At 38.4% G+C, this 17,704-nt stretch carries 17 protein-coding genes; 5 read left to right on the forward strand and 12 right to left on the reverse strand.

The window, feature by feature from the left end; translation table 11 throughout:
* Positions 1–3 precede the first annotated feature (3 nt).
* Together MWU84_RS09335 and MWU84_RS09340 are read left to right on the forward strand one after the other, a co-directional pair.
* Positions 4–1,647, forward strand: a complete 1,644-nt coding sequence (locus tag MWU84_RS09335) for an AMP-binding protein (protein WP_246900931.1) — start codon at positions 4–6, stop codon at positions 1,645–1,647.
* Positions 1,648–1,780: 133 nt separating this feature from the next.
* Complete coding sequence (locus MWU84_RS09340; RefSeq protein ID WP_246900932.1) at positions 1,781–2,962, forward strand: heparan-alpha-glucosaminide N-acetyltransferase domain-containing protein; 1,182 nt, start codon at positions 1,781–1,783, stop codon at positions 2,960–2,962.
* Between the two features lie 47 nt (positions 2,963–3,009).
* Here MWU84_RS09340 and MWU84_RS09345 read toward each other — a convergent pair whose 3' ends face one another.
* The 7 genes from MWU84_RS09345 to nusB form a co-directional block, all read right to left on the reverse strand.
* Positions 3,010–4,449, reverse strand: coding sequence for a carbon starvation protein A (locus MWU84_RS09345; protein WP_246900933.1), 1,440 nt, complete (start codon positions 4,447–4,449; stop codon positions 3,010–3,012).
* A gap of 250 nt (positions 4,450–4,699) precedes the next feature.
* Positions 4,700–6,637, reverse strand: coding sequence for an FAD-dependent oxidoreductase (locus tag MWU84_RS09350; RefSeq protein ID WP_246900934.1), 1,938 nt, complete (start codon positions 6,635–6,637; stop codon positions 4,700–4,702).
* A 13-nt stretch (positions 6,638–6,650) separates the two neighbouring features.
* Positions 6,651–7,700 (reverse strand): hypothetical protein, encoded by a 1,050-nt coding sequence (locus MWU84_RS09355; protein ID WP_246900935.1) that lies wholly within the window; start codon positions 7,698–7,700, stop codon positions 6,651–6,653.
* 142 nt (positions 7,701–7,842) lie between these two features.
* Positions 7,843–9,162 carry a Gfo/Idh/MocA family oxidoreductase gene (locus MWU84_RS09360; protein ID WP_246900937.1) on the reverse strand — a complete coding sequence of 440 codons (1,320 nt, stop codon included), beginning with the start codon at positions 9,160–9,162 and terminating at the stop codon, positions 7,843–7,845.
* A 96-nt stretch (positions 9,163–9,258) separates the two neighbouring features.
* Positions 9,259–9,546, reverse strand: coding sequence for a preprotein translocase subunit YajC (yajC, locus tag MWU84_RS09365; RefSeq protein ID WP_246900939.1), 288 nt, complete (start codon positions 9,544–9,546; stop codon positions 9,259–9,261).
* 14 nt (positions 9,547–9,560) lie between these two features.
* Positions 9,561–10,034 carry a DUF1573 domain-containing protein gene (locus tag MWU84_RS09370; RefSeq protein ID WP_246900942.1) on the reverse strand — a complete coding sequence of 158 codons (474 nt, stop codon included), beginning with the start codon at positions 10,032–10,034 and terminating at the stop codon, positions 9,561–9,563.
* 136 nt (positions 10,035–10,170) lie between these two features.
* Positions 10,171–11,118, reverse strand: coding sequence for a transcription antitermination factor NusB (gene nusB, locus MWU84_RS09375; RefSeq protein ID WP_246900945.1), 948 nt, complete (start codon positions 11,116–11,118; stop codon positions 10,171–10,173).
* A 179-nt stretch (positions 11,119–11,297) separates the two neighbouring features.
* Between nusB and MWU84_RS09380 the strand changes: the two genes are divergently transcribed.
* Positions 11,298–13,052 (forward strand): ABC transporter ATP-binding protein, encoded by a 1,755-nt coding sequence (locus MWU84_RS09380; RefSeq protein WP_246900949.1) that lies wholly within the window; start codon positions 11,298–11,300, stop codon positions 13,050–13,052.
* A gap of 80 nt (positions 13,053–13,132) precedes the next feature.
* Positions 13,133–13,504 (forward strand): PUR family DNA/RNA-binding protein, encoded by a 372-nt coding sequence (locus MWU84_RS09385; protein WP_110357698.1) that lies wholly within the window; start codon positions 13,133–13,135, stop codon positions 13,502–13,504.
* Between the two features lie 74 nt (positions 13,505–13,578).
* Here MWU84_RS09385 and MWU84_RS09390 read toward each other — a convergent pair whose 3' ends face one another.
* From MWU84_RS09390 to MWU84_RS09405, 4 genes are read right to left on the reverse strand one after another with little or no spacing between them, the layout of a single operon-like run.
* Positions 13,579–14,622, reverse strand: coding sequence for a lysophospholipid acyltransferase family protein (locus tag MWU84_RS09390; RefSeq protein ID WP_246900952.1), 1,044 nt, complete (start codon positions 14,620–14,622; stop codon positions 13,579–13,581).
* The gene (locus MWU84_RS09395; protein WP_246900957.1) at positions 14,619–15,539 is read right to left on the reverse strand and encodes a bile acid:sodium symporter family protein; all 921 of its coding nucleotides are present in this window, start codon (positions 15,537–15,539) and stop codon (positions 14,619–14,621) included. The genes MWU84_RS09390 and MWU84_RS09395 overlap by 4 nt, the downstream gene beginning before the upstream one ends.
* Positions 15,540–15,542: 3 nt before the next feature.
* Positions 15,543–15,881 carry a tRNA-binding protein gene (locus MWU84_RS09400; protein ID WP_246900964.1) on the reverse strand — a complete coding sequence of 113 codons (339 nt, stop codon included), beginning with the start codon at positions 15,879–15,881 and terminating at the stop codon, positions 15,543–15,545.
* A complete protein-coding gene (locus MWU84_RS09405; protein WP_246900967.1) occupies positions 15,878–16,183 on the reverse strand; it encodes a phosphoribosylpyrophosphate synthetase in 306 nt (101 codons plus the stop codon). The genes MWU84_RS09400 and MWU84_RS09405 overlap by 4 nt, the downstream gene beginning before the upstream one ends.
* A 108-nt stretch (positions 16,184–16,291) precedes the next feature.
* Between MWU84_RS09405 and MWU84_RS09410 the strand changes: the two genes are divergently transcribed.
* Positions 16,292–16,852, forward strand: coding sequence for a thioredoxin family protein (locus MWU84_RS09410; RefSeq protein ID WP_246900970.1), 561 nt, complete (start codon positions 16,292–16,294; stop codon positions 16,850–16,852).
* An 81-nt stretch (positions 16,853–16,933) separates the two neighbouring features.
* Here MWU84_RS09410 and MWU84_RS09415 read toward each other — a convergent pair whose 3' ends face one another.
* The gene (locus tag MWU84_RS09415) at positions 16,934–17,485 is read right to left on the reverse strand and encodes a YfiT family bacillithiol transferase (protein WP_246900973.1); all 552 of its coding nucleotides are present in this window, start codon (positions 17,483–17,485) and stop codon (positions 16,934–16,936) included.
* Positions 17,486–17,704 lie beyond the last annotated feature (219 nt).

The following is a 17,704-nucleotide window of genomic DNA, read 5'->3' on the forward strand; positions in this document are numbered from 1 at the left end:
ATCATGAATAATTTCAATTCTTCAATAGAAGCTTTTCTTTATTGGGAAAAAGAAACACCGAACAATCCGTTCTTAATCCAAAATTTTGAAAATACCCAGCAGAGATTGTCATATGACGCCGCGGGCAGCCAAATCCGAAAACTTGCCTCTTATTTAACACAGTTAGGCTTGCCAAAAAAAAGTCATATTGCCTTGTTATCCAAAAATTGCCCCCATTGGATTATGGCGGATTTAGCCATATCTATGGCAGGGTTTATTTCCATTCCCATATACCCAACTTTGACATCCGAAGGGATAAATCAAATTCTAATACATAGTGAATCCAAAGCCATCATAATAGGCAAACTGGATGATTTTGCCTCCCAAAAAGAAGGCATTCCCAATATCCCATTGATCAGCGTTGAAGCCTTTGGGGGAAATTCCACTATTAAGTGGGAAGATATAATGGAACAAGAAGAGGAATTGACTGACTTTTCCATGCCGAAAAGCGAGGATTTGAGAACTATAATTTACACTTCCGGCACCACGGGACAACCCAAAGGAGTAATGCATACTTCAGGGAATTTCACCAAAAGTTCAAGTACATTTACCCAAGTTATAAACCTCCCAAAAAATCCCAAATTTTTTTCTTATTTGCCGTTGGCTCATGTTGCGGAACGTGCCTTTTGTAATGGAATACTTTTTTATGGCGGCCAGATAACCTTTCCTTATTCCTTGGAAACATTCGCTGAAAACTTAGAAAAATTACAACCGGATATTTTCTTTGGCGTACCTAGAATTTGGACCAAATTTCAAGAAAAAATTTTGGAAAGTCTTCCGCAAAGGAAATTGTCCTTACTATTATCCATCCCATTCATAAACAAATCAATAAAGAAAAAAATCCAGACCAAATTGGGATTGTCCAATGCATCATTTATTGCCTCGGCGGCTGCACCCATTTCCAGTAGTTTGGTTAAATGGTATATTACTATTGGCATCACTATTCAACAAGCCTATGGTATGACAGAGGATTGTTGTATTTCGCATACCAACTTATCCGGTCAAAGCAAAATAGGTACTGTAGGTAAATCACTGGAAGGAGTAAAAATTAAATTCTCTGAAGAGGGTGAAATTTTAATCCTAAATAACTGTCTTTTTAAAGGGTATTACAAAGCACCGGAAATAACAGCGGCAGTTTTTGATGAAGAGGGATATTTTAAAACTGGGGATATTGGAGAATACGACCATGAGGGTTATTTAACCATTACTGGCCGAGTAAAGGATCAGTTTAAGACCGATAAAGGAAAATACATTTCCCCTGCCCCTATAGAACTCCAAATTTCAAAAAATACAGATATCGAACAGATCTGCGTGGTGGGCACCGGCATTCCCCAACCAATTGCACTGGTAACAGTATCTTCCTTGGGAAGATCCAAAAACAAAGAAGATCTTGGTAATAGCTTATACGGATCCATTATGGAAATCAACCCAAGTTTACAAAAACATGAGAAAATAGCAAAAGTGGTGGTAATGCCAGAGGAATGGAACGTAGCCAATGGATTTACGACTCCAACTTTAAAGATTAAGAGAAGTAGCTTGGAAAGAGTATTCCAACCTTTATACAAAATATGGTTCGATGCTGATCAGAATGTAATTTTTAAATCATAGGGACGCCTATTCAATATCTAAAAACTATTAAAGTGGTGCGTGTCATAAAAACTTCATTATTTGGTGACCACCTCTGCATTTATTTTAAACATGGATTTAGCTACAACAAAGAAATAAAATCAAATAGTGATCAATGCAACTAAAAACCACCCGAATAGAATCTATAGATATCTTAAGAGGTTTGGTCATGGTTATTATGGCCTTGGACCATGTCAGGGATTATTTTAACTACGGTTCTTTTTTTATAGACCCCACAGATGTAGAAACCACTACCCCAATCCTATTTTTTACGCGCTTTATAACCCACTACTGTGCCCCTGTTTTTGTTTTTCTTGCCGGAACATCCGCCTACTTATATGGAAGTAACACAACCCGACCACAACTCTCAAAATTTTTGCTTACAAGGGGGATTTGGTTGATTTTTATGGAAGTTGTGGTCAACAACCTTATATGGACCTTTGACCTGACCTTTAGTTTTCCTATTCTTCAGGTGATTTGGGCTATTGGCTTTAGTATGGTTTGTTTGTCATTTCTGATTTATTTACCTAATAGGATAATACTTGCCATCGGCATTATTATAATTGTCGGACACAATCTTCTTGATGGAATAGTTATGCAGGGCAATAGTCTTGAAGCTATAATCTGGTACCTTTTGCACCAGAACCACGCCATGGTAATCGGACCTAATAAAATGATCTTGTTCCACTACCCTGTACTTCCCTGGATAGGGCTGATGGCCTTAGGTTATTGCTTGGGACAGCTATATTTAAAAGACTTTGATGCTAAACTAAGAAGAACATGGTTGTTGCGCATGGGTTTAGCCGCCGTGTCCCTATTCTTTGTAATCAGGGGCGTGAATGTCTATGGGGATTTGGTCCCCTGGGCAATACAGGACACCAATACCAAAACAATCATTTCTTTTCTTAACGTAACCAAATATCCCCCTTCACTTGCTTTTGTACTAATTACCATTGGTCCTGCCCTACTGTTCCTTTATACTATTGAAAATGTAAAAAATTCGCTTACCAATTTCTTTTTGGTTTATGGACGGGTTCCCTTTTTCTATTATTTTTTACATGTATTGGTAATCCATATTGCAGCAATCATAGGGATTATAATATCTGGTGGGAATTGGAAGGATATGATATTGACCGCAGATGTATTTATGAATGAAAAGCTCGCAACTTACGGATATCCCCTCTGGGTCACCTATATGGTTTGGATCGGGATAGTTCTAGCCCTATACCCTTTGAGCAAGAAGTATATGATCTACAAGATCAATAATAGGGATAAATGGTGGTTGAGTTATTTATAAAAATTGGGTATTGACCATCTTTTACGAGGAAAGGAATATTTTGTGCCTCAAACCCCAACAAAGACTTTTTTCTTTTGGGAGGTATATACCCAAAAAGCAATAGTTATGGTAAGGGTTATTAAAGTACCTCCTACATAAGAAATTTCGTTGGGCAATTGAAATCCTTCCGGGGCTATCAATATGTATGTACTACATACCATGGTCATAAAAATTGCCGGTAGAAGGGTTACCCAATAAGCCTTGTTTTCATAAATTAAATAGGCCGTTATGGTCCAAAGTACTATCATGGCCAAGGTTTGGTTGCTCCAAGCAAAATATCTCCATATTATTCCAAAATCTATTTGGGTAAGTACAAATGCGATTACGAATAGCGGTAGACTAATAAACAGCCTGTTGACTATTTTCTTTTGGTTGGACTTAAATATATCGGACAGTATTAGGCGTGCAGACCTAAATGCGGTATCGCCCGATGTAATTGGCGCAGCAACAATTCCCAATAAGGCCAATACACCCCCAATTTGGCCCAGCATATTAAGGGATATTTCATTGGCCGCCCAAGCGGCGTTGTTATTATTGGCAATCATGGCGCCATTTAAACCCTCCACATTTCCAAAAAATGTCATTGCAGCAGCAGCCCATATTAAAGCCACTATTCCCTCCGTGACCATTGTGCCGTAAAAGATCTTTCTCCCATCTGTTTCATTTTTCATGCAACGTGCCATGAGCGGGGACTGGGTGGCGTGGAATCCAGAAATGGCACCACAGGCAATGGTTATAAACAGTATTGGAAACAAGGGGGTTGCCTCTGGATCGCTGGTCATATTTATTAAATTCGCGGGAACCAGTTCGGGAATATTATAGTCCCCAAAAAAAAGTGCAATTACCAAGCCTATGGCCATAAGTAACATGGCTACTCCAAAAATGGGGTAAAGTTTGCTTATTAATTTATCTATTGGCAGTAATGTGGAGAGAACGTAATAAACCAAAATAATGGCCACCCAAATCCATACGCTCCAGATGTTCCCGGTCATTCCATCGATTATTTTTGCCGGACCTACCAAAAAAACGGTCCCCACAAATATTAAAAGGACTACCGAAAAAAAGCGCATAAACTGTTTGGCAGTAGGCCCCAGATATATTCCGACCACTTCACTGATACTAAGCCCATCATGCCGAATGGACAACATTCCGGAAAAATAATCGTGCACCGCACCTGCAAATATGCTTCCCAAAACGATCCACAAAAAAGCGGCAGGCCCAAACATAGCCCCGGCAATGGCACCAAAGATGGGTCCCAAGCCTGCTATATTCAAAAACTGGATCAAAAAGACCTTCCAAGTGGGCAATGTCATAAAATCAACGTCGTCCCGAAGTCTAACCGCTGGGGTTTCCCTATCCTTGTCCACCCCAAATATCCGTTCCATCAATTTTCCATAAGTGAAATAGCCCAGTACTAAGGCTCCAATAGATAATAAGAATGATATCATTTCAATAATGTTATAATTACAGTTTTAATTTTATTTCTAACCAATTACCCCCACCCAACTTTTTTTCAAACCTTCCAAAGTATTGCCAAATAATACCATAACTAAAAAGGAAGCGTCCTGAAAATCAAATCACAACAAACATATACTATTTGCATCAACAATAGCAACGTTTTTCCTAAAGGAATTTGAAAGCTGTAAGATTCCCGGAACCATTTAGGAATATCGACACCCCTGTATTGGGAATAATTCTTTATTCGTTATAACAACGCACTTCAAATATTTTGGCCAATGGATCACCATTGGTCTTTGTTACCCTAATTTTCAATTGCTTTATTTCAACAGATTCAAAGCTATGTTCTACCAGTCTCAAATAATTATTTTCATTACTAAGAAGTGTTTTGTCAATATTTTTCCCCTGGACTTCTATGACATAATCGGCCACCGTTTCCGGTTGTTGACCTCTAATTTGGTTGTCATTTACCCAGTCCTGGGCAGAAAGTCGTAAAAAGCGATCTAAGCCAGTATCGAATATGAACTGGATTTTATTGATCTTGATCGGTTTTTTCCAACTCAACATGATCCATTGCTCCCCATTTTCCATACTGGCACACCATTTATGGGTAATGCCATCCCCAACTTCCCTGTTATAACCGTCAATTATCTTTATCGCCTTACCATCTGCTGTTTCTGAAGAGGCCGTTATCTTGGCCGTTCTGGCCAAATCAGCTACATCTTCGTTCTTTACTCCAAGTAATGCCTGGTCCTGCTTCAGTAAAATTTGTTGTAGTTTTATTATATGTTCAGTACTATTCCCTAACTCAGTTGGAAGTATCCCATTTTTATTGCAATAATCCATGGCGGTGCCAATGGCCTGTCCCAAAGTACTGCAGGTTGCCATTACCCTGGTAGATGAAAGAGCCACATGGGAAACACTTATATTTCGACCGGCCATCAACAGATTGGGAATATTTTTACTATATAGTGATCTGAAAGGAATGGAATATGGTCCTTTTAATGGTATAGAGACATAAGGCACTTCTCCAGTGGTATCCATTCCCCCAGGAGGGTGATCGTCCAATGGCCAACCACCATAGGCTACCCTATCTTCAAACAAGGTTGCCGCCTGTACGTCTTCCTGTTTCATTATGTAATCGCCTTCCACACGTCTGCTCTCCCTTTTCCCTGGTATCATTCCTATAGAGTCCAAGGCCCAATTTTCCGAATCCGGATGGTTCCCGGAGTTTTTAATATAATCCCAGACCCCAAATAGCACAGCCAAAAGATCCTTTCTATTTTGTTGTCCATCGCGAACAATGTCAATTTCCCCTCCTAATTCCAACCACCAATAACCATATTCATAGGTTGAAATATTGCGGTGCAAAAAATCCTTGGTTGTATATTTCCTTGCCCATTTGGGAGGGGTATAGGGCATACTCTTTTCATATTTTTTTGCGGTAAACAATAAGCTGTTCCCCATTGTTTTTTGATCTTCAACATCTACGGCGAGAGATTCTCCCCATTTGGATTTTGCTTCCCTTCCACGCATATAATTTGCGCCTACTTGTGCTGCTAAGGTCGCATCGCCTGTACAATCCGCAAAGAACTTGGCCTTGATCACAGAAATTTCCTCAGTTGGCGAACAAAGGGCCATTATCTGATTGATCTTTCCATCAACTACCTCTGCGTCATATAAGGCCGTGTCCAGCAATAAAGTGATATTTTCTTCGGATATTAGTTTATCATATAAAATAAAATCCCACATCTCATAGGAACGCTGTGGGTTTTGTACGGCCTCCGTCAAAACCAATTCTTCCAATATTCCGGTTTCCCTCCATATTTGATTCAACTGGCTTGCTCCAGAAATATGCATTCTTATTTCACTACTGGCGTTTCCACCCAACCTTGATCTGTCCTGAATAAGTATTACCTTACTACCATTACGTGCTGCTGCCAATGCCGCGCATATTCCCGCCATTCCGGCCCCGGCAATAAGGACATCGGTCTCATAAAATTTTTTCTTATAGACTTCGGTATCCACAAGGGCCTGTGCTTTATTGGAATCAGTAGTGGCCTGCCCGAATAATTGCGCCCCGTCTAAGGCATCCTTACCAAAGACCGTTATTGGAGCCATCATAAAAGCACCTGATCCCAATCCAATGGTTTTCATAAATCCTCTCCTTTTTGTCATTGCTTTAAGTATTTTAATTTGATATTAATTTTTTTCTCTGTTCTTTCATTTTTTTGGAAACAAGCCCACCCTCCTTTTCTAAGGAAGTAAGAAATTGTTCAGCCGCTTCGGAAATTTCCTTGTTCCCGGATTCCGACAGTGATTCTATTTCTCCAATGGATTCAACTGATAATCTGTTCCTGTTATTATTAAGAATATTAAAAGCCTTCTTTAATTGAGACTTATTTAGAGACTCCATAGAAGAGGTCAAAACAGTTATTGAATTTTTCTCTAACTCCCTGTCGTTAAGCTTGTTCAGTATTTCGTTTTGCATTCGAAATTCAACCTCTTTTAACAAGATTATTATTTTGGGTTGATATAGTGTAGAGGACCAAGCCCATTCAGGTATTTTTTCAATAGCAAAAAATGGCACATATGAATTACCTTCAGAAATTAACCTGATAAGATTTGGTGTATACTGTTCATTTCCTGTGTCAATCTTGTTCAAGGCATAAAATTGAAGGTGATAATTGTCGGAATTCAACATCCAGATCTTTAATTTTTCATTCATCAAAGATTCTGTATGGGCAGTAATTTTATCAGCCACCTCTCCATTGACGATATGCCACAAGGTATGTGAGCTGTAAACTGCACCCCTTACCACTGCCCCACTAAGGGATTTATACGTTGCTCCAGCTACGCCATCTATAACCTCAGATTTAATTTCAATACTGTGATCTACCAAATCCTCGGCCTTGTAATTGGCCAGTAAGGAGGTTTTATCCCTTAAAATTTCCTTCATTTTATCATGATCCTCCTTGGTAAACTTAATATGATCAAATTTGGTTAAAGGATCTAAAGCTGTCTCCTTATAATCCATGAAGTTTCCCAACAAATCCCAATATACCTCCGCAACCAAATTATAACATACACCTTCCTCACACACCGGTGTAACCACATTACTGTAATATTTAATAGGTTCGGCTTCTGAATTGAAAATCAAATCCACTTCCAGCATAACGGAATCCTTGGTATAAGCTACAAACGCTTTCTCTTTTTTAATTGTTGGATTTTGCCGTTCCATGGACATAAAAAGTAAAAGAAGAATGAGAAGCAACACAAACCTTGAAGCGCGGCAGAACTCGACATACTTTTTACTACCACTGGAAAATTGAGTTTTTGACATACATTTCTTCACATTTCTTCACATTTCTTCAATAAAACTATTACCCCTTAGGCAATTCCCAACCATTATGATAATGGGCCGGAATTAAATCGTTGGCTTTATCTTCTGAGAATTGTCCGGAATAATTGTCCCAATATATTCTATTACCCGTTTTAAAAGCTATATTTCCCATATGGCATACCAAAGCGGCATCATACCCCACTTGTAAAGGAGCCTTTAATTTGGAACCGTCCCTGGATTTCACCGCTTCAATAAAATTCACGGTATGCTTATCCAAACCGCTACCTTGGTTTTTTTGTAATGGTATACTTTGCATCTTATCCTTTTCAGATATCACCTCCCAACCTTTGCGGTCCAAAACCAGGGTTCCATTGTTGCCGATAAACGAAATACCGTGATTGCGTCCGTAATTGCCATTGTCTATGCCTGTAGCATGCTCCCACAAAATTGAAAAACCATCATACTCATAAACGGTCTGCAAGGTATCCGGTGTTTCTGAAGCATCATCGGGATAGGCAAACTTTCCCCCTAGTGCCATCACCGATTTTGGGGTGTTGGCTTTCATTCCATACAGGGCATAATCCATAAGATGCACCCCCCAATCTGTCATTAACCCGCCGGCATAATCCCAGTACCATCTAAAATTAAAATGGAACCTGTTGGCATTAAACGGTCTCTTGGGTGCCGGTCCCAACCACATGTCATAATCCACTCCGGCAGGAGCGGCAGTATCCGACAAAACTGGGATAGACCCCATCCAACCCTGATAGGCCCAAGCTTTTGCCAAACGAATTTCTCCCAATTTTCCCGAATGGACAAAATCTATGGCATCTACAAAATGAGGCTGACTCCTTTGCCACTGCCCTATTTGCACCATTCGATCGCTTGCCCGAACAGAATTCAGCATAAGGTTGCATTCCTCAATGGAATTGGCCAAAGGTTTTTCACAATACACATCCTTTCCCGCTTTAACGGCATCGGAAAGCTGCAGACAATGCCAATGATCCGGAGTACCAATGATTACAACATCTACATCCTTATCTTCCAATAATTTTCGATAATCCTTATATAATTTAGGCTTCTTTATTCCGGCCTTTTCCAAATCGGCCGTTCTCTTTTTTAATACACTATTATCTACATCGCACAAAGCCACCACCTGAATTTCGCTCATTTTAAGCATGGAAGTCAAATCGCTAAAACCCATGCCATTGCAACCAATAAGTCCTACCCCTATTCTGTCGTTTGGACTTGTCTTCCTTCGTATGGAAGCCAATAAGTCCATTGGAAATAAAAATGCCGAAGCTGTCCCTACAGCCATAAGGGAACCCTGCTTAATGAATTTTCTTCTATTGTGAATCATGGAATCAAAGTTTAAATAAGTCCTTAATGTACAAAATATTACAACAAAAAAGCACCAACTTTGGGTTGGTGCTTTTATTATAGTACGAGAAAAAAATTATTTCTTTTCAGGCTCGTTTACCTTCTTGCTCATCTCCATGGATATGGCGGTACGATCAAATTTTATCTTACCGGCCATAGTTTCAATAACACAGGAAAAATCATTGTCGTTCAAATCGACTATTTTACCGTGCATACCACTCTTGGTAACAACTTTATCTCCCTTTTTTAATTCTTCGGTAAATTTCTTCTCTTGTTTTTGACGCTTTCTTTGTGGTGCGATCATAAAAAAATACACCACTACAAACATCAGTATGAGTGGAAGATATGGATATTGTTCTAACATAATTTTATGTGTACTTATTTAACAGGACCTACAGGACCTGCTCCTTTTGGAGTTACAAATGCTTTTATTCTAAGTGTTTCGGTTCCTTTACTGGTATTGGCGGTAACGGTTATAGTCTTGGTTACCTGATTTTGTCCAGAACCGTTAAATTTCACCAACATCTCACCTTTTTCACCTGGAGCTATAGGTGTATTTTTTGGATACTCAGGAATGGTACAACCACAGCTACTTTTTGCGTCGGTAATGATCAAAGGAGCATCGCCGGTATTTGTAAATGTAAAAATAGTTTCCTGGGGCGCATTTTGATCTATAGATCCAAAATCGTGCTCTACTTTATCGAATTCCATAACCGGAAGACTTTTGGCGGCTGCATCCCTTTCGGCAGCTACTTCTACATTGGAAGCTTCAATTTTACTGGAGGCCTTTTCCTTACAGGAAGAAAGGACAAGAACAGAAATAATACTTAAAGTCAAGAAAATTCTTTTCATCTGTTAAATTTTAATTATTGATTAATAGGTCAGATGCAATTCGCAATAAATCTTCTTGGTTAGGAAATTTCAAGAATTTCTATGGCTCATTTCACCGCTATTAATTTTTGTTTGCGCAAAATTAAGGAATATTTGTTTATAACAAACCTCTACCTACTTTTTTTAGTTTGCCATCCTCCTTGTATTCCCTTACCAACTTATCCAGAATTCCGTTGATGAATATGCTGCTTTTGGGGGTGGAATATTCCTTGGCAATTTCCAAGAACTCGTTTATGGTTACTCTTTCCGGTATCGATGGAAAATTGAGAAGTTCACAAATTGCCATTTTCAATAGTATGGCATCAATATCCGCAATCCTATCCTTGTCCCAATTAGGAGTTTTACCTTCTATCTCCTGTTCCAATTTGGCATTGTTCAAAAGTGTTTTCGTCAAAAGCCTATTGGCATATACCATATCGTCATCATCCTTAAGAAGTGGCGGTAAAAAATAAGAAGGAACACTACTTTCCTTTACTTTTTTAAACTGCTTTAGGAGGTAGGTATTTACAATGGGGATATCATCTACCCATGTTAATTTGTCATCTTCAAAATAATCGTATATCTTTTCGTTGGGCGCAATTATCTCCCGGAACAAATCAACGATTAGTTTTTTGTCCTCCTCATAGGAACTGTCTGTATTGGACATATATTTGGCATATATATCACTTCCCATAACCTCATTGTAAATTATCCTGATATACTCTTCGTTCAAATACCAATTGTTCAATTTTCTTTTGGACAATTCATCCTTTAAAGACTTGTTCCCGGCAATTTGAAGCAAAAGTTTATTTCCAAGGAATTTCTCCTTGTTGGGATAGGAATCCTCAGTGTTTTTGAGATATTTTTTTGAGGAAAGGTTTAACTGATTCTCCGCCCTTTCATGTAATTCAATGAAAAGACTCAGCATTAACAGGTAAAGAGTGTACATGTTCTCTATGCTTACTTTCAAAAATTTCTCTTGTTTTTCAAGGGAATCATCCTTTGATTGCGTCAATGCATAAATACATTGCATAACTTTAACCCTAATGTGCCTTCTTGTAAGCATTTTTAAAGAACTTTAGTAAAATAAATAAAACTTTCGGGTACAAAAATAGGATTATATTTTTTAATCCGAACTACCTTTTTCGGTATTATCTTATGTGTTTTATAACATTTGGTTTAGATCCAAAAAACTATCTTTGCCGAATTGTAAACCTTAATCCTTCAATTCCTGTTTCATATCGGATGAAAGAACTTAAACATCTAAATAAATATTTTAAGAAGTACCGATTTAAGCTCCTTGTTGGTATTATAATTACCATGATAGCCCGAATTTTTCAATTGGTTATGCCTTCTTACGTGAAAAAGTCCATTGAAGTGGTAGAAGGTTTTATAGGTAACGACATTCTGAAGGGCGAAGCCAAGGAAATGTTATTGGAATACATTCTTATCATAGTGGGAGCCGCATTATTGTCGGGCTTTTTTACATTTCTAATGAGGCAGACCATTATCAATGTTTCCAGGTATATTGAGTATGACTTAAAGAACGAAGTCTTTGACCATTATCAGCTATTAAGTCTCAATTTTTACAAAAAAAATAGGACAGGGGATTTAATGAACAGGATCAGCGAGGATGTGAATCAGGTAAGGTTGTATGGTGGCCCTGCCATTATGTACGGTATTCAAACGCTAACACTTTTTGTTTGTCTGGTTCCGCTTATGTTTATAAAAGCACCTGTATTGGCACTCTACGCATTGCTTCCATTACCTATCCTTTCGGTTTTAATCTACCAGATCAGCAAAATAATTCATAAACGAAGCACAATCGTGCAGGAGTTCCTTTCTTCCCTATCCACATTTACCCAAGAATCCTTTTCAGGAATTTCGGTTATTAAAGCCTACGCCCTGGAACCCAAGGTAAATACTGAATTGAAAAATTTGGCCCTGGACGGAAAAAATAAAAGTATGGATCTGGCCAAGGTAAATGCTTGGTTTTTTCCACTGATGATCCTTTTGATCGGAATCAGTAATATTTTCGTCATCTACATTGGTGGCAAACAATATATTGATGGAGAAATAGCATCTATTGGTATAATTGCGGAGTTTATTCTATATGTCAACATGCTTACATGGCCAGTAGCGGTAGTGGGTTGGGTTACGTCTATAGTACAACGGGCAGAAGCTTCACAAAAAAGGATAAATCAGTTTTTGCAGGAAGAACCCAATATTATAAGTACTGTAAATAAGGAAACTCCCATAAAAGGAAAGATCGAGTTTAAGAATGTAACCTTCACTTACGAAGATACCAACATTACTGCCTTGAACAATATCTCTTTTACCATAAATAAGGGCGAGACCGTAGCCATTCTTGGAAAAACGGGGTCTGGAAAATCGACCATATTGGATCTAATTGCCCGTTTGTATGATATTGACTCAGGAGAAATTCTAATAGATGATGTTCCTATCAAGGAATTAAATCTGCAGAGCTTGCGACAATCCATAGGAGCAGTTCCCCAGGATGCTTTTCTGTTCTCCGATACCATAAAGAACAATATTAAGTTTGGCAAAGAAAAATCAACTGATGAGGAAATTATTGCCGTGGCCAAGAAAGCGGTGGTACATGAGAATATCATGGGCTTTACCAAACAATATGAGACCATCTTGGGAGAACGGGGCATTACTTTGAGTGGAGGTCAGAAACAACGTGTTTCCATTGCCCGTGCCTTACTTAAAGACCCTCAGATCTACCTTTTTGATGATTGCCTTTCAGCAGTTGACACCGAAACAGAAGAAGAAATTCTAAATCAGTTAAAAAAAGAGTCTAAAAATAAGACTACTCTTATTGTGAGCCATAGGGTTTCTTCGGCTAAAAACGCAGACAAAATTTTAGTTTTAGAGGGCGGAAAATTAATGCAGGAGGGTACCCATGATGAATTAAATTCTATTGAAGGATACTACAAAGAGCTGTATATGCACCAACTTTCTGAGAAAGAAAAATAGAAAAATGTTGTTAGATTAGGTTTTTTTTTTCACTTTTGACAGATATATACCTATCAAAAATTAACTATACACTACACGAAATGAGCGATAAAGATTTAATGGACCAAGAAGAAATTTATTCAAAAGTTTTAAGAGCAGGAAGAAGAACTTATTTTTTCGATGTTAGAAGCACAAAAGCAGGAGATTACTATTTAACTGTTACCGAAAGCAAAAAGTTCACCCATGATGATGGTTCTTTTCATTACAAAAAGCACAAGATTTATTTGTACAAAGAAGACTTTACCGCCTTTAAGGAGAATTTGGATGAGATGATGGATTACATTATCGATGAAAAAGGTACAGAGGTTATTTCCGAACGTCACCAAAAAGATTTTAAGAAGGAAGATTCTGAAGAAAATGGATCTATCAGTTCTACAGACAGCTTTACTGATGTAAGCTTTGACGATATTTAATCCTTTTATTAACTATTAAAATATAGCGGTCCCTCCAAGCAGGGGCCGTTTTTTTTTACTCTAACGCGACCTTCTCAAAACAATTTAACCAGGACGATGCTTAGAGTTAAGTGGACCAAGCAGATAATTAAGGCAACCGACACATTTAGGACGGCAAGCATGCCCAAGAACATTATCAAATAGAAGAAAGGATAAAATATTAAGGCAAACATGAATCGGCTGGTACTCATAAATTCCGGTTCGCTTACTTTGGGCTTAATCAAGTAAGTCCACAATAAGACCACAGGAAGATTCAGTACTACAAAACTATACTTATATAAGTATTTAATAGCCGAAACCCTAGGCCGTACATTGGTCTTGGAAGCAAGTGCAGTATCTTCTTCCAAAAGAAGGTTAACTGTTGCCGGACTTAAATAATCCACATTGGCTTTATTTAATTTCCTCAATACACCACTGTACCCTTCCTCCACTTCTATATGGGTGGTGAGTTTTTTTAGGCGTTGATACACTTCCTCCTTAAGTCGGTTTGCCGATCCCAATAAATCCTCTTTGTGAAAAAATTCCTGGACCTTTATCTCCTTTCCAAAATACAATGCCGCCTTATCCGGAAACTTTGCGGCCTTGGCGTAGTTCACGCCTATAGGGATAATACCTATGTCCAATGAAGGATTACTTTCCAAAGCCATAAACAAAATACGGGTAAACCCTTTGCTCAAAGGTCGGACCCGACGCTTTAAAGAGTGGTTCCCCTCTGGAAAAACAAGTATGACCTCCCCATTTTGGAGTAGATTGGAGCAACGTTCAAAAATGGCATTATTTCCTTTTAGGGAATCCTTTCCGTCCCTAATCCTATAGACGGGAACCATTTGTAAAAATTCGAAGAAAATCTTTAAAACAGAGGTCTTAAAAACATCCGATCTAGTCAAGAAATAAGGTTTCCTATTACAGTGGGTTGCTATCAACAGGGCATCGAGCAAAGCATTTTGATGATTTGCCAAAAACATAATAGGTTTTCCCGAAGGTACGTTTGGCAAGCCCTCAATTTTTATTTTGGAAAAATAGAAAATCAATGCTGTGCGCATCCAAATCCAAATAACAAGATATCCTATTTTTCTCAAACAAGTTCTTCTTTATCAATTGGAAAATACCCCCAAAAAGTGGCCAAACTCAATCCAGATATCAAATGCCATATTCCCCAGAAGGCGGCCAAAAGAGCCATTCCGCCCATTCCGTCAAAAAAAGTAAAAATGAGCAGCAATCCCAGTCCTGAATTCTGTATCCCGGTTTCTATGGCAATTGTTCTTTTATCCACTAGTGAAAGCTTAAAAAGTTTGGCTACGGAGTAACCTGTAACAAACGCCAATAGATTATGTATCACCACTATCCAAAAAACGTAGAGTACATACTCCATAAAAACATCCCTGTTGTCATACAATGCCAAAAAAATAAGCATAACAAAGAACATTAGGGAAAGCACCTTTAAGACCTTGGCAATTTTGGATGCCCATCCTGGTCTGATATGATTTATCCACATACCCAAAACTAAAGGCAAGCCCAAAAGCAGTGCCACTAGTTTCACCATAGAAAAAGGTGCAATGGCAACTTCTTGTAAGATGGAAGCGGTAGGCCCATAAAGCGAACCCCACATCTGAAGGTTCAATGGGGTCATAAGCACAGCCAATAAAGTAGCTACCGCCGTTAAGCTAACGGACAATGCCGTATTTCCCCCGGCCAAATGCGTTATAAAGTTGGAAATATTGCCCCCTGGACAGGCAGCGACCATAAACATTCCCAATGCTATACTGGGCAAAGGCTCCACCAGCAAAACCAATATAAAGGTTACCGCGGGCAATAATACAAACTGACTTAAAACACCAATAAATAGAGGTTTAGGTTTTTTGGCCAAACTCCTAAAATCATCAATGGATATATCCAAAGCTATCCCGAACATCACCAAGGCCAATGCCACGTTTAGCACCCAAAGTGATTGTTCGTTAAAATCTATATGGATATTATCCAGATGGGTAGTTATCAAAAATTATGAAATTTTAAGTCCATTGTCAACTTCTGCCTCCGGGCGCAACAGTATTACATCGGAACCATCAACAGCCCCTAATATAAGACATTCGCTCATGAAATTTGCAATTTGCTTTTTAGGAAAATTAACAACGGCTATGATTTGCTTACCCAATAGTTCCTCCTTGGAATACCTTTTCGTAATTTGGGCAGATGATTTCCGAATCCCTATATTTTCACCAAAATCTATATGTATCTGATAGGCGGGATTTCTAGCCTGTGGAAAATCGTTTATTTCGATTATAGTGCCCACTCTCATATCAATTTTGGAAAAATCGGGCCAAGTAATAGTTGGGTTCATCTAACAATTCTAAGTTTATCAATTATATCTTTTGGGATATTTCCCGAATAGGCACCGTAGGCATCTATCAACAGCCCCTTGTCACCGTCGGAGGTTTCAATAACATACAGGACCATATTATCGGCCGGATTACTCATCCCTTCAAATCTGTAGTATTTAACTACATTAAAATCCTTAGAGCAATGTATGCGTTTTAATTTTTTATTTTCTATACCTTCCTCACATAGATTCAAATCCTCCGTGAAACCGGACTTTTTTAAGTCTGATATTGCTTCTGTCAATGTTGAATAAGAGTTTTTCATCTTCTCCTTTTTAAAATTTAATCCAAAACAACTAATTTCCGATACATATACAATTTTATTGGATTTCCTTTAACTTTGTACAAGACCTATTTTTAAATTATTAAAGTCATGGCCAATACACCGAGTAATATGCTGCCCTTGGGCACTAGAGCCCCCAACTTTAAATTGCTCGATACCACATCGGAAAAATTCAAAACCCTCCTAGAATTAAAAGGGACGAAGGGTACCGTAATCATGTTCATTTGCAACCACTGCCCTTTTGTTAAGCATCTTAACATCGAAATTGCCAAAACTGCAGTGGAATACCAACATAAAGATATTTCATTTATTGCAATTTCCAGCAACGACGTAGAAAACTACCCCCAAGATGCACCACATTTAATGAAACTGATCAGTAAGGAACAGAACTATACTTTTCCGTATTTGTATGACGAGACACAAGAGGTTGCCAAAGCGTATGATGCAGCCTGTACCCCTGATTTCTATTTATTCGATGATCATCTAAAGTTGGTATATCGGGGACAGTTTGACAACTCCCGCCCAGGAAATGGTATCGCTGTTACCGGGGAGGATTTAAAAAAGGCCATGGACGCACTTCTTGCTGGAAACGAAATAAACCAGAAACAAAAACCTAGTATTGGCTGTAATATAAAGTGGAAAAAACAATAGCACTAGATAGGGAGGCTCATCAATCCACTTTAGTCCTAAGATATGGTCATTGCTGTTAAATATGGAATTATCCTAGAACTACTATAGACGATTCCAGCCTTTTTGTTCAATAATGCCTTCAATATGCGCCAAATGATGATTACCATGCCAAGCGTATTTTCCAATATTTTCCAAAAGGCTTACAGCAACATTACCATCGGGATGAATGTACACCCTTTCCAAATCCTCCTTGGACAAACCTTTTAGGAGATACACCAACTTGGCATGCAGTGCCTTTAGATAATTCAAGGAAAGTATTATTGGCGCATTATTGGCATCAAATAGATTGCTCCATTCCTTCTCATCATACGCCTTAATGAGAGGTCTAGGCTCTGTCAAGGCCCATTTAAATCTGGTATAACTATGGTGATGGCTATCGGCCATATGATGAATCACCTGCCTTATGGTCCAACCCCCAGGGCGATATGGGGTGTTCAACTGTTCATCGTTTAGCGCCATTACCAAGTCCTCCAATTGGGTAGGCAGTGCCTCTAATTCAGAAATCCAATCGGACAAAGTTACATCACTAACTTTTTTGCTATATACGAAATGCCCAATAGGATATTTCAATTTTTCCAGGTTTCTTTGTTCCATACCATAAAATTAAAGAAGTTTGATCGATATTTATAGCGTTCCCATTAATTATTGATGAACTATTTTAAGGGTTGCCCCCTACCCACAATTTATGTCGGAACCAAGTTAACAAATTAGATTCCCAGGTTAGATAAGACTAAGTATTTTGCTTAAATGCTTCCCCGAAGAATTTGATTAAATAAGATACATTAGTTATTGAATTTTAAAACATTACAGTAT

Origin of the sequence: Arenibacter sp. F20364 (assembly GCF_023015905.1) — a bacterium.
Classification (GTDB): domain Bacteria; phylum Bacteroidota; class Bacteroidia; order Flavobacteriales; family Flavobacteriaceae; genus Arenibacter.

Excerpts from the sequence above, each read along its gene's own strand:
- MWU84_RS09385 (WP_110357698.1), top strand. The coding sequence starts at position 13,133 with ATGAGCGATAAAGATTTAATGGACCAAGAAGAAATTTATTCAAAAGTT.
- MWU84_RS09380 (WP_246900949.1), top strand. The coding sequence starts at position 11,298 with ATGAAAGAACTTAAACATCTAAATAAATATTTTAAGAAGTACCGATTT.
- MWU84_RS09345 (WP_246900933.1), bottom strand. The coding sequence starts at position 4,449 with ATGATATCATTCTTATTATCTATTGGAGCCTTAGTACTGGGCTATTTC.
- MWU84_RS09335 (WP_246900931.1), top strand. The coding sequence starts at position 4 with ATGAATAATTTCAATTCTTCAATAGAAGCTTTTCTTTATTGGGAAAAA.
- MWU84_RS09360 (WP_246900937.1), bottom strand. The coding sequence starts at position 9,162 with ATGATTCACAATAGAAGAAAATTCATTAAGCAGGGTTCCCTTATGGCT.
- MWU84_RS09355 (WP_246900935.1), bottom strand. The coding sequence starts at position 7,700 with ATGGAACGGCAAAATCCAACAATTAAAAAAGAGAAAGCGTTTGTAGCT.
- MWU84_RS09405 (WP_246900967.1), bottom strand. The coding sequence starts at position 16,183 with ATGAAAAACTCTTATTCAACATTGACAGAAGCAATATCAGACTTAAAA.
- nusB (WP_246900945.1), bottom strand. The coding sequence starts at position 11,118 with ATGCTTACAAGAAGGCACATTAGGGTTAAAGTTATGCAATGTATTTAT.
- MWU84_RS09340 (WP_246900932.1), top strand. The coding sequence starts at position 1,781 with ATGCAACTAAAAACCACCCGAATAGAATCTATAGATATCTTAAGAGGT.
- yajC (WP_246900939.1), bottom strand. The coding sequence starts at position 9,546 with ATGTTAGAACAATATCCATATCTTCCACTCATACTGATGTTTGTAGTG.
- MWU84_RS09350 (WP_246900934.1), bottom strand. The coding sequence starts at position 6,637 with ATGACAAAAAGGAGAGGATTTATGAAAACCATTGGATTGGGATCAGGT.
- MWU84_RS09410 (WP_246900970.1), top strand. The coding sequence starts at position 16,292 with ATGGCCAATACACCGAGTAATATGCTGCCCTTGGGCACTAGAGCCCCC.
- MWU84_RS09415 (WP_246900973.1), bottom strand. The coding sequence starts at position 17,485 with ATGGAACAAAGAAACCTGGAAAAATTGAAATATCCTATTGGGCATTTC.
- MWU84_RS09370 (WP_246900942.1), bottom strand. The coding sequence starts at position 10,034 with ATGAAAAGAATTTTCTTGACTTTAAGTATTATTTCTGTTCTTGTCCTT.
- MWU84_RS09400 (WP_246900964.1), bottom strand. The coding sequence starts at position 15,881 with ATGAACCCAACTATTACTTGGCCCGATTTTTCCAAAATTGATATGAGA.